Below are 15949 nucleotides of genomic sequence, written 5' to 3'. Positions count from 1 at the left end.
CACAGCCGATCCGCCGCAGGTAGCCGTCCACGTCGAACACGTCGTCACCCTCTTTCAGACGGAGATCGCCACCGGGACGCCGGCCCGGTCGCCGGACATCAGCTCGTACAGGTGGGCGGCGATCCTCTCCGGCGTCGGATGGGCGAAGACGAGATTGGCGGCGATCTTCCGGTCGGTGATGTCCCGCAGCCGGTTGCGGAGCTCGATGGCGGTGAGCGAGTCGAAGCCGATCTCGAACAGTCCCTGGTCCGCCTCGACGTGGTGGGCCGCGCGGTAGCCCAGGACCGCGGCCACCTCAGCCCGCACCAGGTCGAGCAGGACCCTGTTCTGCTCGGCAGCCGGCAGTCCGGCCAGCCGCTCGGAGAGCTGCCCGGCCTCGTCGCCGGCCGAGACGCGCGCCTGCTGCCGGCCCGCCCGGACCAGGCCACGCAGCATGTGTGGCACCGCGCCGCCGGCCGCCGCGTCCGCGCGTACTCCGCGGAGGTCCAGCTTGGCGGGCACCAACAGCGCCTGGCCGGAACCGACGGCGGCGTCGAAGAGCTCCATGCCCTCCGCGGGCGTCAGCGCCAGGAGCCCGCCCCGCCGGGTCATCCGGGACCTGGCGAGGTCGTCGGTGCCGGCCGCCATGCCGGTGGACTGCTCCCACAGCCCCCACGCCAACGACAACCCCGGCAACCCCAGCGACCGACGCCGCGCCATCAACCCGTCCAGGAACGCATTCGCCGCCGCATAACTACCACTACCCGCACCCATGAACACCGCAGACACCGACGAATACACCACGAACGCGTCCAGCGACAGCCCACGCGTCAACTCGTCCAGGTGCCGCACCGCATCCACCTTCGGCGCGAACACCTCCGCCAACCGGTCCGGGGTCACCGTCGAGATCACCCCGGCATCCGCGACACCGGCGGTGTGCACGACGGCGGTCGGACGGTGCCCGGCCAGCAGGGCCGCCACCTGATCCCGGTCGGACACGTCGCAGGCCACCACCGCCACCTCGGCACCCTGCCCGGTGAGCTCGGCGACCAGAGCCGTCGCGCCCTCGGCAGCCGGGCCACGCCTGCTGACCAGCACCAGACGCCGCACACCGTGCCGGGCGACCAGATGCCGGGCCACGAGGGCGCCCAACGCTCCGGTGCCACCGGTGACCAGCACCGTCCCGTCCGGGCTGAACACCTCCCCGGCGTCCGACGCCGGGCCTGCGGCCCGGGTGAGCCGCGGCACCGACAGCGCCGCGCCGCGCACGGCGACCTGCGGCTCACCGGAAGCCAACACCGCGCCCAACACGGATTCCACGGTGTCCGGGGTAGCCGGGTCGAGGTCGACCAGGACGATCCGGTCGGGGTTCTCCGCCTGGGCGGCACGCACCAGGCCCCACACCGCCGCCCCCGCGGGATCGGTCACCACGCCGTCACCGGCGGGCACCGCGCCGCGGGTGGCGACCACCAACCGCGACTCCTCGAACCCGCCCCCGTCCAGCCAGCACTGGACCACGTCCAACACCTGGGTGGTCAACCCCAGCACGTCGGCGTCGCCGACGGCCTCCAGGACCGCCGCCGCCGGGGCCTCCACCGTTGCCGACAACACGTCGTCGGCCAGGGTCGCCACCTGTTCCGCGTCCGCGACGGGCAGCCAGGACGGTGCGGGCTCGCCCTGAGCCGGGACCAGCCCGATCCACTCCAGCCGGAACATCGCATCGGCGAGCGCGGTGCCCGCCGCCGCAGCCGCCAACTGCTCGTCGGACACCGGCCGGCCCACCAGCGACTCCATCGTCACCACCAGGCCACCGGCCTCGTCGGCGGCTTCGAGCGCCATCGCGTCCGGTCCGGGGCTCGTGACCCGCACTCGCAACACCGCGGCACCGGCCGCGTGCAGTCGCAGCCCGTTCCACGCGAACGGCAGCGACAGTTCCTGCTCGCCCGACTCAGCACCGGCGGACGCGACGCCGAGGAGGGTCGAGTGCAGGGCCGCGTCCAGCAACGCGGGATGGATGCCGAACCTGCCGGCCTCCGTGCGGTGCTCCTCGGCGAGCGCGACCTCGGCGAAGACCTCCCCGGCACGCCGCCACACCGCCCGGACGGCCTGGAAGGTCGTCCCGTACCCGTAGCCCACCTGGGCGAGGCGACGGTAGCCGCCGCTGATGTCCAGCGGCTGCGCGCCGGGGGGCGGCCAGGCGGTGAAGTCGAACCCCGCGTCGCGACGCCCCCGCTGCGCCGCCACCGTGAGCACGCCGGTGGCGTGCCGCGTCCAACTGTCCGCGCCGTCCTCTCCGGTGGCGTCCTCACGTTGGGAGAACACGTCGACGGTACGTGCGCCGTTCCCGCCCGGTCCGCCGACCGCGACCTGCACGCGGACCCCGCCGTGCCGGGGCACCACCAGCGGCGCCTCGATCACGAGCTCGTCGAGCACCGAGCAGCCGGCCTCGTCCCCGGCGCGCACGGCCAACTCGACCAGCCCGGCGCCGGGAACGATGACGACGTCCCTGACGGCATGGTCGGCCAGCCAGGGGTGGGAGCGCAGCGAGAGGCGGGCGGTGAACACCAGACCGTCGGACTGCGGCAACCGCACGACCGCGCCGAGCATCGGGTGGTCGGCACCGGCCAACCCCAACGAGGCGGCGTCGGTGGCGGGCTCGGCCGCGTGCAGCCAGTAGTGCTGGTGGTCGAAGGCGTACGTCGGAAGATCGACGTGTCCGGTCGGGGTGGGCAGGACACCACTCCAGTCCACCGCGACACCGCGGACGTACAGCTCCGCCATGGAGGTGAGCAGCCGGCGCAGCCCGCCCTCGCCACGCCGCATCGACCCGACGACCACGGCATCGACGTCGTCGGTGCTCTCGGTGATCGGCTGGACCAGCACCGGGTGTGCGCTGACCTCGACGAACACCCGGTGCCCCTGGCCGATCAGGTCTGCCAGGGCGGTGCCGAAGCCCACCTGGTGGCGCAGGTTCCGGAACCAGTAGCCGCCATCGACGACCCCGGCGTCGGAGATCCACTCACCGGTCACGGTCGAGAGGAACGGCACCACCGGCGCCTGGGCGCTGATCCCCGCCAGCGCCTCGGCGAGGGTGCCGCGAATGCGTTCCACGTGTCGGGTGTGCGAGGCATAGTCCACCGCGATCCGCCGCACCCGGACACCGTCGGCGGACAACGCGTCCAACGCCTCGTCCAACGCCTCGGCGTCTCCGGCGATCACCACCGAGCCGGGCCCGTTGACCGCGGCCAGCTCGACCCGTCCAGCCCACGGTGCGAGCCGCGCCACCAGGTCGTCCCCGCCCAGGGAGACCGAGGCCATGCCACCGCGCCCGGAGAGCTCCGTGGCGATGGCCCGGCTGCGCAACGCCACCACCCGCGCCGCGTCCTCCAACGACAACGCACCCGCCACGCACGCCGCGGCGATCTCCCCCTGGGAATGGCCCAGGACCGCGTCGGGAAGCACCCCGACCGAGGACCACACCGCCGCCAGCCCCACCATCACCGCGAAGCTCGCGGGCTGCAGCACATCCACCCGCTCCATCAGCTCGGGATCGGACTCCCCCCGCAGCACCTCCAACAGGGACCAGTCGACCCACTGCCGCAGGGCCGAGGCACACTCGGCGATCCGCTCGGCGAACACCGGGGACGAGTCCAGCAACTCCCGTCCCATGCCCACCCATTGCGCGCCCTGGCCCGGGAAGACCCAGACCAGCTTCCCGGGAGCACCCGAGGCAGCCGCCCTGCCGACCACCACGTCGGGCGCGCTCTCACCTCGGGCCAGCGCCCGCAGCCCGGCCAGCGCCTCCGCACCGGAGCCCGCCACCACGACGGCCCGCTCCCCGAACACCGCCCGCCCGGACACCAGGGCCCGCGCCACACCCGGCAACGACGCCTCGCCGGCGTCCTCGACGGCGGAGGCCAACCGCCGGGCCTGCCCGGTCAGCGCGCCGGCACTGCGTGCCGACACCACCAACGGCACCACACCGTCCGGCGGCCGGACGGCCACGGACGGCACCTCCTCGAACGGCGCCTCCTCGATGATCAGATGCGCGTTCGTCCCGCTGATCCCGAACGACGAGACGCCCGCCCGACGGGGGTGACCGTCGCGCGGCCACTCCCGCGCCTGCGTCAGCAGCTCCACCGCGCCCCCGGACCAGTCCACCTGGGTCGTGGGGGCGTCCACGTGCAGGGTCGGGGGGATCACGTCATGACGCAGCGCCTGCACCATCTTGATCACACCGGCGACGCCCGCTGCCGACTGCGCATGGCCGATGTTCGACTTGATCGACCCCAACCACAACGGCCTGCCGGGCTCCCGGTCCTGCCCGTACGTGGTCAGCAGGGCCTGCACCTCGATGGGATCCCCCAGCGCCGTCCCGGTCCCGTGCCCCTCCACGACGTCCACGTCAGCCGGGTCGAGACCGGCGCTCGCCAGGGCGCGGCGGATCACCCGCTGCTGCGACGGGCCGTTCGGCGCGGTCAGCCCGTTGGACGCGCCGTCCTGGTTCACCGCGCTGCCCCGCAGCACCGCCAGCACCCGGTGACCGCGCTCCCGCGCCACCGACAACCGCTCCAGGACCACCACGCCGACGCCCTCGGCCCAGCTGGTGCCGTCCGCGCCGTCCGCGTACGACTTGCACCGCCCGTCCCCGGCCAGGCCACGTTGCCGGGAGAACGCCACGAAGGTGCCCGGCGTCGCCATCACGGTCGCCCCGCCGGCCAACGCCATCGAACACTCGCCCTGCCGCAGCGCCTGCGCGCCGAGATGCATCGCCACCAGGGAGGACGAACACGCCGTGTCGATGGTGACCGCCGGCCCCTCGAAGCCGAACACGTACGACACCCGGCCGGATGCCACGCTCGAAGCCCCGGCAGTGCTCGCGAAGCCCTCCAGCTCGGGCGCGGGCACACCCATCCCGTAGCCCTGGGCGGAGACCCCGGTGAAGACGCCGACGTCGCTGCCCTTCCACGAGTTCGGGTCGACGCCGACGCCCTCCAGGGCCTCCCACGAGACTTCCAGCAGCAACCGCTGCTGCGGGTCCATGGCCAGCGCCTCACGCGGCGAGATCCCGAAGAACCCGGCGTCGAACAGGCCGGCGTCCTGCAGGAAGCCGCCCTGGTTGGTGGTGGAGGTGCCCCGGTTGTCGGGATCCGGGTCGAACAGGTCCGCCAGATCCCAGCCACGGTCCTCGGGGAAGGGCGACACGCCCTCGCGGCCTTCGCACACCAGGCGCCACAGGTCGTCCGGGTTGCGCACGCCGCCGGGCAACCGGCAGGCCATGCCCACGATCGCGATCGGCTCCTCGGGATCCGCCGCCGCGACGACCGTCTTCGGCGCGTCGGCCACCCTGTCGCCCAGCACGTCACGCAGGTAGCGGGCGAGGACGACCGGATTCGGATAGTCGAAGACCAGGGTCGCCGGCAACTTCAGCCCGGTCGCCTCACGCAGCCGGTTACGCAGCTCGACGGAGGTCAGCGAGTCGAATCCGGCGTCCTTGAACGCCGTGTCCGGCCGTACGGCGTCCGCGCCGGCATGCCCGAGCACGAGCGCGACCTGACCGCGCACCAGGTGCAGGAGCAGCGCCTCCTGCCCGGCCGGGTCGAGACCGGCCAGCCTCCGGGCCAGCCCCTGGTCCCCGGCCGACGCCGCGCGTGCCTGCTGCCGGGTCGGCCGGACCAGGCCGCGCAGCAGGTGCGGCACGGTCGAGCGGGTGGCCCGGAGGTCCAGCTTGACCGGCACCAGCAGCGCCTGATCGGACCCCACGGCGGCGTCGAACAGGTCCATGCCCTCGGCGGGCGTTATCGCCAGGACACCGCCCCGGCTCGCCCGTGCCTGGTCGGCGCCGCCCAGGTGGGCGGTCATCCCGTCGGTCTGCTCCCACAGGCCCCAGGCCAGCGACACCGCCGGCAGACCGGCCGCGCGACGTCGGGCGACCGCCGCGTCCAGGAAGGCGTTCGCCGCCGCGTAGTTGCCCTGCCCGGCGGAGCCGAACACACCCGACGCGGACGAGAACACCACGAACGCGTCGAGGTCCAGGTCCCGGGAGAGCTCGTCCAGGTGCCGGACCGCGTCCACCTTCGGCGCGAACACGGTGGCCAGCCGGTCCGGAGTCAACGCCCCGATCACCCCGTCGTCCAGCACCCCCGCGGTGTGCACCACGCCCGTCGGCCGGTGCTCGGCCAGCAGAGCCGCCACCTGGTCCCGGTCCGACACGTCGCAGGCGACGACCGAGACCACCGCGCCCTGCTCGGTCAGCTCGGCGACCAGCTCGTCCGCACCCTCGGCAGCCCGGCCACGCCTACTGACGAGGACCAGCTGCCGCACTCCGTGCCGGGACACGAGATGCCGCGCGACCAGCGCGCCCAACGACCCGGTGCCGCCGGTGACCAGGACCCGCCCCGGCGGGCCGAACACGGTGGGGGCGGCGTCCGCCTGGTCGGTGACGCGGACGAGCCGAGGCGCCGACAGCCCGACGCCACGAACCGCGACCTGCGGTTCTCCCGACACCAGCACCGGTCCCAGCGCCTGTTCGACCGGGCCGTCGAGATCGAGATCCAGCAGGACGATCCGGTCCGGGTTCTCGGCCTGCGCGGACCGCACCAGGCCCCACACCGCCGCCGCGGCGGCATCAGCCACCACGCCGTCACCGGCGGGCACCGCCCGCCGGGTCACCACCACCAGCCGCGACTCCTGCGGCCCGGCGTCCAGCCACACCTGCAGGACGCCCAGCACCCGCGAGGTCACGGCCAGCGCATCGTCCGCGCCGACCACCTCGAACACCGCCACCTCGGGCGCATCCTCGGCCAGGGCCGCCACGTCGTCGGCGGTCGCCACCGGCGCCCAGGACGGCACGGACTCCCCGGAGACCCCGGGCAGCACGGTCCACTGCACCCGGAACAACGAGTCGCGGGATCCGGCGGCGTCCCACTGGTCGACGGAGACCGGCCGGGACACCAGCGAATCCACCGACACCACGAGACCACCGGTCTCGTCCGCCGCTTCCACCGAGATCGCGCCGGGCCCGGCGGACACGATCCGCACCCGCAGCGCCGACGCGCCGGCAGCGTGCAGCACCATCCCGTTCCAGGCGAACGGCAGCACCGGGGGGCCGGATTCCTCCGCCGCCGCGGTGCCGAGCATGCCGGCGTGCAGGGCCGAGTCCAGCAGCCCGGGGTGGATGCCGAACCCGCCCGTCTGGGTGCGGGTCTCCTCCGGCAGCGCGACCTCGGCGAACACCTCCTCGCCCCGCTGCCACACCGTCCGCAGACCCTGGAACGACGGGCCGTACGCGTAGCCACGCTCGGCCAGGTCGGTGTAGAGACCCGCCGTCTCGACCGGACGCGCGCCCGGCGGCGGCCAGGCGGCGAAGTCGAACCCGGAACCCCGCGCCGCCGGCCCGTCCGACACGGTGCCGGTGGCATGGCGGGTCCACCCGTCCGCGTCGTCGTCGCGCAGCGAGTACACGTCCACCGCGCGCGCCCCGCCCTCCCCCGGACCGCCCACGGCCACCAGCACCCGCAACCCGCCGCGCTCCGGGACGACCATCGGCGCCTCGATCACGAGCTCGTCGAGCACCCCGCACCCGACCTCGTCACCCGCGCGGACCGCGAGTTCGACCAGGCCGGTCCCCGCCACCAGCACCCGGCCACCGATCGCGTGGTCGGCCAGCCACGGGTGCGACCGCAGCGACAGCAGCGAGGTGAGCACCAGCCCGTCCGACTGCGGCAGGCGTACCGCCGCACCCAACAGCGGGTGGTCGACCACGGACTGTCCCAGCGACGCGGCGTCCGCCGCCGACGCACCGGGCGGGAGCCAGTAGTTCTGCCGGTCGAAGGCATACGTCGGGAGGTCGACGTGCCCCGTCACCGGTGGCAGCATGGTGGCCCAGTCCACGGGGACACCACGGACGAACAACTCGGCCATCGCGGTCAGCAGCGTCTGTTCCTCGGGGCGGCCGTCGCGCAGGGCCGGGACGCAGCTGACCTCGGCGTCCACCGCCGTGGCTGTCTCCGCCACCATCGCGGCCAGCGCCGCGCCCGGTCCGAGTTCCACGAACAGGGCCGCGCCGTGCTGCACCGCCGCCGCGATCCCGTCGGCGAACCGCACCGGCCGGCGTACGTGCTCGCACCAGTACCCCGGGTCGGCGAGGTCGCCCGGCTCCGCCAGCCGGCCGGTCACGTTCGACACCACCGGGATCGCCGGCGCGTGCCATGCCACGTCGGCGAGCTCCGCGGCGAACTCGGCGAGCATCGGCTCCATCTGGGGTGAGTGGAACGCGTGCGAGACCACGAGTTGCTTCGCCTTGTGGCCCCGTTCCCGCAGCCGGTCCGCCGCCGCGAGGGTGGCGTCGTGGTCGCCGGATAGCACCACCGAGGACGGGCCGTTGACCGCGGCCAGCGCCACGCCCCCGCCGAGGAACTCGGCGACCTCCGCCTCGCTCGCGGCCACCGCGACCATCGCCCCGTCCGGCGGCAGCATCTGCATGAGCCGGCCGCGCGCCGCGACCACCCGGGCCGCGTCGGCCAGCGACAGCACCCCGGCCGAGTACGCGGCCGTGATCTCGCCGATCGAATGCCCGATCACCGCGTCCGGTCGTATGCCCCACGACTCCACGAGCCGGTACAGCGCGCTCTCCACCGCGAACAGGCCGGCCTGGGTGAACACCGTCTGGTTCAGCAGGTCACCGCTGCGCGGCACCCGGTCCAGCACGACGTCACGCACCGGGTGATCGATCCACCCGGCCAGCCACGAGTCCAGGTGTGCGCAGGCATCGTCCAGCGCCTGGGCGAACACCGGATACCTGTCGTACAGCTCGCGCCCCATGCCGGCCCGCTGCGAGCCCTGCCCCGGGAACACCAACACGAGCTTGCCGGGCGTACCCGAACCGGTCACCACCTCGGGCGCGGTCTCGCCGCTCGCCAGCGCGTGCAGCCCGGCCAGCGCCCTCTCGGTCGTGTCCACCACCAGCACGGCGCGTTCACCCAGCACCGCCCGTTCGGACAGCAGCGCCCCGGCCACCCGCGCCAACGGCAGTTCGGTGCCGTCGAGGAAGGAGGCCAGCCGACCCGCCTGCGCCACCAGCGAGGCGGCGCTGCCCGCCGACACCACCAGCGGCACCAGCCCGGTGGGCGGGTCCGTGGCGACCGTCGCGTCGGCGGGGGCGGGGGCCTCTTCGAGGATCACGTGCGCGTTCGTCCCGCTGATCCCGAAGGCGGAGACGCCGGCCCGGCGCGGCTGGCCGTGGCGCGGCCACTCGCGGGACCGGGTCAGCAGTTCGACCGCGCCGGCAGACCAGTCGACCTGCGGCGTGGGCTCGTCCACGTGCAGGGTGGGCGGCAGCACACCGTGCCGCAACGCCTGCACCATCTTGATCACGCCGGCCACGCCGGCCGCCGCCTGGGTGTGGCCGATGTTGGACTTGACCGACCCCAGCCACAGCGGACGGCCCGGCTTGCGGCCCTGACCGTAGGTCGCGATGAGCGCCTGCGCCTCGATCGGATCCCCCAGGGCGGTGCCCGTCCCGTGGGCCTCCACGACGTCCACATCCGACGGCGTCAGCCCGGCCCCGGCCAGCGCCTTGCGGATCACCCGCTGCTGCGAGGGTCCGTTCGGGGCGGTCAGACCGTTCGAGGCCCCGTCCTGGTTCACCGCGCTGCCCCGCAGCACGGCCAGGATCCGGTGCCCGCGCTCCCGGGCCACCGACAGGCGCTCCAGCACCACGACGCCGACCCCCTCGGACCAGCCGGTGCCGTCCGCGGCGGCGGCGAACGCCTTGCTCCGCCCGTCGGCGGCGAGCACCCGCTGCCGGGAGAACGCCACGAACGTGCCGGGTGTCGGCATCACCGTCGCGCCGCCGGCCAGCGCCATCGAGCACTCCCCCAGCCGCAACGCCTGCGCGGCCAGGTGGATCGCCACCAGCGACGACGAACAGGCCGTGTCGATGGTGACCGCCGGTCCCTCGAACCCGAAGGTGTACGACACCCGGCCGGACGCCACGCTCGACGCCGACCCCGTGCCGGCGAAGCCCTCCAGCTCCGGCGTGATCGAGCCGGCCCCGTAGCCCTGGGTGAACACCCCGGAGAACACCCCGACGTCCGTGCCCTGCACCGACGTCGGATCGACCCCGGCGTCCTCCAACGCCTCCCACGACGTCTCCAGCAGCAGCCGCTGCTGCGGGTCCATCACCAGCGCCTCCCGCGGCGAGATCCCGAAGAAGCCGGCGTCGAACTGCCCGGCGCCCGTGAGGAAGCCGCCCTGGCTGGTGTACGAGGTGCCGGGGCGGTCCGGGTCCGGGTCGAACAGGCCGTCCAGGTTCCAGCCCCGGTCCTCGGGGAACTCGGAGAGGGCGTCCACCCCGTCGGCCACCAGCCGCCACAGGTCCTCCGGCGAGCACACGCCACCCGGGAACCGGCACGCCATGCCCACGACGGCCAGCGGCTCGTCGGCGTGCCCCGAACCCTGCTGCCGCAGGGTGTGCAGCTCGGCCGTGACGCGCTTGAGGTACTGGAGGAGTTTCTCGTCCGTGGCCATTCTCGTCTGTCCTCACGAAGGTGTCGATGGGGTGGGAAGCCGCGAACCGAGGTCAGGTGAGCCCGAGCTCCGCGTCGATGAAGTCGAGGACGTCGTCGGCGGAGGCGGATTCGAGCTGCTCCGCCACCGAGGCGACCTCCCCCTGCTCGCGGACCCCGTTGCACCTGGCCACCAGCCCCTGGAGGCGCAGCGTGAGGGCGGATCTCGTGGACTCGTCGAGCGCCAGGTCGCCGATCAACGACTCGACCTCCTCGATCCTGGCCTTGACCTGGGTGAGCGCGTCGCCGCCGGTGCCGAGCTCGGCGCGCAGGTGACGCGCGAGGACGTACGGGGTGGGGTAGTCGAACGCCATCGTGGCGGGCAGTTTCAGGCCGGTCGCCTCCCGCAGCCGGTTGCGCAGCTCCACCGACGTCAACGAGTCGAACCCGGCGTCCTTGAACGCCCCGTCCGGCCGGACGGCCGCCGCACCGGAGTACCCGAGCACGACCGCGACCTGGGCCCGTACCAGGTCCAACAGCAGCGCCTCCTGCTCCGCCGGGGCGAGTCCGGCGATCCGCCGGGCCAGGCCACCGTCCCCGCCGGCCGCGGCCCGCGCCTGCTGCCGTCCCGGCCGCACCAGACCGTGCAGCAGGTGGGGCACCGCACCGCCGGCCCGCACCTGCCGAAGGTCGAGCTTGACCGGCACCAGCAACGCCGGCTCGCAGGCGAGCGCGGCGTCGAACAGGTCGACGCCTTCCGCCGCCGTCATCGCCCGCACGCCACCACGGTTCATCCGGGCCTGGTCCGCGCCACCGAGATGCGCGGTCATGCCGGTGGACTGCTCCCACAGACCCCACGCCAACGACAACCCGGGCAGGCCGGCCGCCCGACGGTTCGCCATCACGGCGTCGAGGAAGGCGTTCGCCGCCGCGTAGTTGCCCTGGCCCGGCGAGCCGAACACCCCCGAACCGGACGAGAACACCACGAACGCGTCGAGGTCCATGCTGCGGGTCAGCTCGTCGAGATGCCGCACCGCGTCCACCTTGGGGGCGAAGACCCGAGCCAACCGCTGCGGGGTCAACGCCTCGATCACGCCGTCGTCCAGGACCCCGGCCGTGTGCACGACGGCAGTCGGGCGATGCTCCCGCAGCAGGGCCGACACGTCGTCGCGGTGGGACAGGTCGCAGGCGACGACCGACACCTCCGCGCCCTGCCCGGTCAGCTCCGCGACCAGGTCCGCCGTCCCCTCGGCGTCCGGGCCCCGCCGACTGGCCAGCACGAGACGCCGTACGCCGTGCCGGATCACCAGGTGCCGGGCCACCAACGCGCCGAGCACGCCCGCACCGGAGACCAGGACCGCCCCGTCCGGCCCGAACCCGGCGGGAGCCGTCCGCACCGGTTCGCCAGCGCGGGCCAGGCGCGGGACGTACAGGGCCCCCGCGCGTACGGCGACCTGCGGTTCCCCGCTGGCCAGCACCAACCCCAGGACCTGCTCCACGGCGTCGTCGGCGTCGAGGTCCAGCAGAATGATCCGGTCCGGGTTCTCGGCCTGGGCGGAACGCATCAGCCCCCACACCGCCGCCGCAGCCGGATCAACCACCACCCCCTCGCCGACCGGCACCGCCCCCCGCAGCACGACCAGCAGCCGCGACTCCTCCGCGCCGGCCAGCCAGGTCTGCAGGGCGGCCAACGCCCGCGAGGTCACGGCAAGGGCGTCCGCGCCGCCGGCCACCTCCAGGACCTCGACGTCGGGCCGGCGGTCGACCGGCGTCACCGCCGTGGTGGGCAGTCGGGTCCACTCCACCCGGAACAACGCGTCGTGCGGCTCCGCCGTCGCAGCGAGCTTCTCGACGGGCACCGGCCGGGCGAGGACCGACTCCGCCGTCACCACCAGAGCGCCGGTCTCGTCGGCCGCCGCCAGCGAGACGGTGCCGGCCCGGCCGGGCACCAGCCGCACCCGCAGCGCCGAGGCGCCGGCCGCGTGCAGGGCCAGCCCGCTCCAGTCCAGCGGTAGCCGCGGCGCGGTCGGACCACCTCCGGCGGTCGGCAGGGCCGGCTGCAGGGCGGCGTCCAACAGCGCGGGATGGATGCCGTAGACGCCGGCGTCCCCGCGCTGCTCCTCGGGCAGGGCGACCTCGGCGAACACCTCCTCGCCCCGCTGCCACACCGCGCGCAGCCCCTGGAACGCGGGCCCGTAGGCGTGACCACGCCCGGTCAGGTCGAGGTAGAGGTCGGCGGTCCCGACCTGCTGCGCACCGGCCGGCGGCCACGCCGTGAAGTCGAAGTCCGGACCCGGTGGCGGGGTGCTGGACAGCACTGCGCCGGCGTGCCGGGTCCACCCGCTCGCGACGCCGTCCGGCAGGGAGTGCACCTCCACCGTCCGCGCGCCGTCCTCGCCGGGCCCGCTCACGGACACCTGCACCCGGACCCCGCCGTGCTCGGGCACCACCAGCGGCGACTCCGTCGCGAGCTCGTCGAGCACCGGACACCCCACCTCGTCGCCGGCCCGTACCGCCAGCTCCACCAGCGCGCTGCTGGGCAGCACCACCACCCCGCCGACGGCGTGGTCGGCCAGCCACGGATGCGACCGGAGTGACAGCCGTGCGGTGAACACGCGGCCGTCGGAGCGCGGCAACGGGACCGTCGCCCCCAGCAGCGGGTGGTCCGTCGCCCACTGCCCGAGCGACGCCGCGTCGGTCGCGGACTGCTCGACCTGAAGCCAGAAGTGCTGGTGGTCGAAGGCGTAGGTCGGCAGGTCGAGGTGGCCGGCGACGGGGGGAAGGACACCGCTCCAGTCGACCGGGACACCTCGGACGAACAGCTCGGCCATGGAGGTCAGCAGCCGCCGCAGGCCGCCGTCGTCGCGACGCAGCGTCCCCGTCACCACGGCCTCGGTGTCGTCGACGATCTCGCTGATCGGCTGCACCAGCACCGGGTGGGCGCTCACCTCCACGAACACCCGGTATCCCTGGGTGACCAGGTCGGCCACCGCCGGCCCGAACCCCACCTGCCGGCGCAGGTTCTCGTACCAGTACCCGCCGTCCACGACCCCGGCGTCCCGGATCCACGCCCCCGTCACGGTCGAGTAGAACGGCACCACCGGGGCCTGTGCCGTGATCCCCGCCAGCGCGTCGGCGAGGGCGTCCCGGATGTCCTCCACGTGCCGGGTGTGCGAGGCGTAGTCCACCGCCACCCGCCGCACCCGGACGTCCTGTCCGGACAGCACGTCCAGCGCCTCGTCCAACGCCTGCGCGTCCCCGGCGATCACCAGCGACGACGGGCTGTTCACCGCCGCCACCTCGACCCGGTCCGCCCAGGGCCGCAACCGGGCGACCGTATCGTCCTCGCCCAGCGCGACCGAGGCCATGCCGCCCCGGCCGGACAGCTTCGCGGCGATGGCCTGGCTGCGCAGCGCCACCACCCGGGCGGCGTCCTCCAGCGACAGCGCACCGGCCGCGCACGCCGCGGCGATCTCGCCCTGGGAATGGCCGATCACCGCGTCGGGCACCACACCCACCGACGCCCACACCGCTGCCAGCCCCATCATCACGGCGAAGCTGACCGGTTGCAGGACGTCGACGCGGTCCATCAGCCCCGGATCGGCCTCACCCCGCAGCACGTCGATCGGGGACCAGTCGATCCACGGCGCCAACGCGGCGGCGGACTCCGCGATCCGCGCGGCGAAGACGGGAGACGAGTCGAGCAACTCCCGGCCCATCCCGACCCACTGCGAGCCCTGGCCCGGGAACACCCACACGACCTTGCCCGCCGTGCCCGCACCGGTCAGCAGGCCGGGGGCGGTCTCGCCGCGCGCCAGCGCACCCAGCCCGGCCACCGCCTCCCCGGTCGACCCCGCGACCACCACGGCGCGATCGGCCAGCCGGGCCCGATCCGACACCAACGTGCCGGCCACACCCACCAGCGGCACCGTGGCCGACTCCAGGTACGACGCGAGCCGGGCGGCCTGTCCGGCCAGCGATGCCGCGCTGCGCGCCGACACCACCAGCGGCACCACGTCGGGGGCCGGCACCACGTCGGCGGGCTCCTCGGGCGTCCCGTCGGGCGCCTCCTCGATGATCAGGTGGGCGTTGGTCCCGCTGATCCCGAACGACGACACACCGGCGCGGCGTGGGCGGTCGCCGCGCGGCCACCGACGTGCCTCGGTCAGCAGCTCCACCGCGCCCGCCGACCAGTCGACCTGGGTGCTCGGCTGCTGCACGTGCAGGGTGGGCGGCAGGACGCCGTGCCGCAACGCCTGCACCACCTTGATCACACCGGCCACCCCGGCCGCCGCCTGCGTGTGACCGATGTTCGACTTCACCGAGCCCAGCCACAACGGCTGCTGCGGATCCCGGCTCTGGCCGTAGGTGGCCAGCAGCGCCTGCGCCTCGATCGGGTCACCGAGCACCGTGCCGGTGCCGTGGCCCTCGACCATGTCCACCTCGGACGGCGTGAGCCCCGCACCCGCCAACGCCGCCCGAATCACCCGCTGCTGCGACGGACCATTCGGCGCCGTCAACCCATTCGACGCACCATCCTGATTCACCGCACTACCCCGCAACACCGCAAACACCCGATGCCCACGCTCCCGCGCCACCGACAACCGCTCCAACAACACCACCCCCACCCCCTCCGCCAACCCCATCCCATCCGCACCCTCCGCAAACGCCTTACACCGCCCATCCGCCGCCAACCCCCGCTGCCGCGAGAACGACAGGAAGGAGCCGGGCTGGGCCATCACCATCGCGCCGCCCGCCAGCGCCGCCGAGCACTCGCCCTGCCGCAGCGCCTGCACGGCCAGGTGCATCGCCACCAACGACGACGAGCACCCCGTGTCCACCGTCACCGCGGGCCCCTCGAAACCGAACACGTACGACACCCGGCCGGTCGCGATGCACGGAGCGGCACCCGTGCCGGCGAATCCCTCCAGCTCCGGCGCGACCGGACGGCCGGAGCCGGCCCCGTAGCCCTGGCTGGACAGCCCGGTGAACACCCCGACGTCGCCGCCCCGCCACGACGACGGGTCGACGCCCGCCCGCTCCATCGCCTCCCAGGAGGTCTCCAGCAGCAGCCGCTGCTGGGGGTCCATGGCCAGCGCCTCCCGCGGCGAGATCCCGAAGAAGCCCGCGTCGAACAGTCCCGCGCCGTCGAGGAAGCCACCCCGACTCGTGTACGACGTGCCCGCCCGGTCCGGGTCCGGATCGAACAGGGCGGCGAGGTCCCAGCCACGGTCGGTGGGGAAGTCGGCGACCGCGTCGACCCCGTCCACCACCACCTGCCACAGGTCGTCGGGCGAGGTCACCCCACCCGGGTACCGGCAGGCCATCCCCACGATCGCGATCGGCTCCCGCGACTGGTCCTCGATCTCGCGCAGCCGTCTGCGGGCGTCGCGCGCGTCGCCGATGGCCCGCTTGAGGTAGTCGCGGAGTTGTACCTCGTCAGCCATGAGAACTCAGCTCCC

Annotated in this window: 2 protein-coding genes; both read right to left on the bottom strand. The window is 74.2% G+C overall.

Annotation, left to right across the window (positions count from 1 at the left end; all coding sequences use genetic code 11):
- Positions 1-54: 54 nt before the first annotated feature.
- Complete coding sequence (locus ACIG87_RS03685; RefSeq protein ID WP_396847842.1) at positions 55-10509, bottom strand: SDR family NAD(P)-dependent oxidoreductase; 10455 nt, start codon at positions 10507-10509, stop codon at positions 55-57.
- A 52-nt stretch (positions 10510-10561) separates the two neighbouring features.
- Positions 10562-15934, bottom strand: coding sequence for a type I polyketide synthase (locus ACIG87_RS03680; RefSeq protein WP_396847840.1), 5373 nt, complete (start codon positions 15932-15934; stop codon positions 10562-10564).
- Positions 15935-15949 lie beyond the last annotated feature (15 nt).

The organism is Micromonospora sp. NPDC051925, from assembly GCF_044548625.1.
Classification (GTDB): Bacteria; Actinomycetota; Actinomycetes; order Mycobacteriales; family Micromonosporaceae; genus Micromonospora.
The sequence above is the reverse complement of the archived record's forward strand: the minus strand, read 5'-3'. Positions and strand labels throughout refer to the sequence as shown.

What these genes read in the sequence shown, in the direction of transcription:
- ACIG87_RS03680 (WP_396847840.1), bottom strand. Translation starts at nt 15,934, where the DNA reads ATGGCTGACGAGGTACAACTCCGCGACTACCTCAAGCGGGCCATCGGC.
- ACIG87_RS03685 (WP_396847842.1), bottom strand. Translation starts at nt 10,509, where the DNA reads ATGGCCACGGACGAGAAACTCCTCCAGTACCTCAAGCGCGTCACGGCC.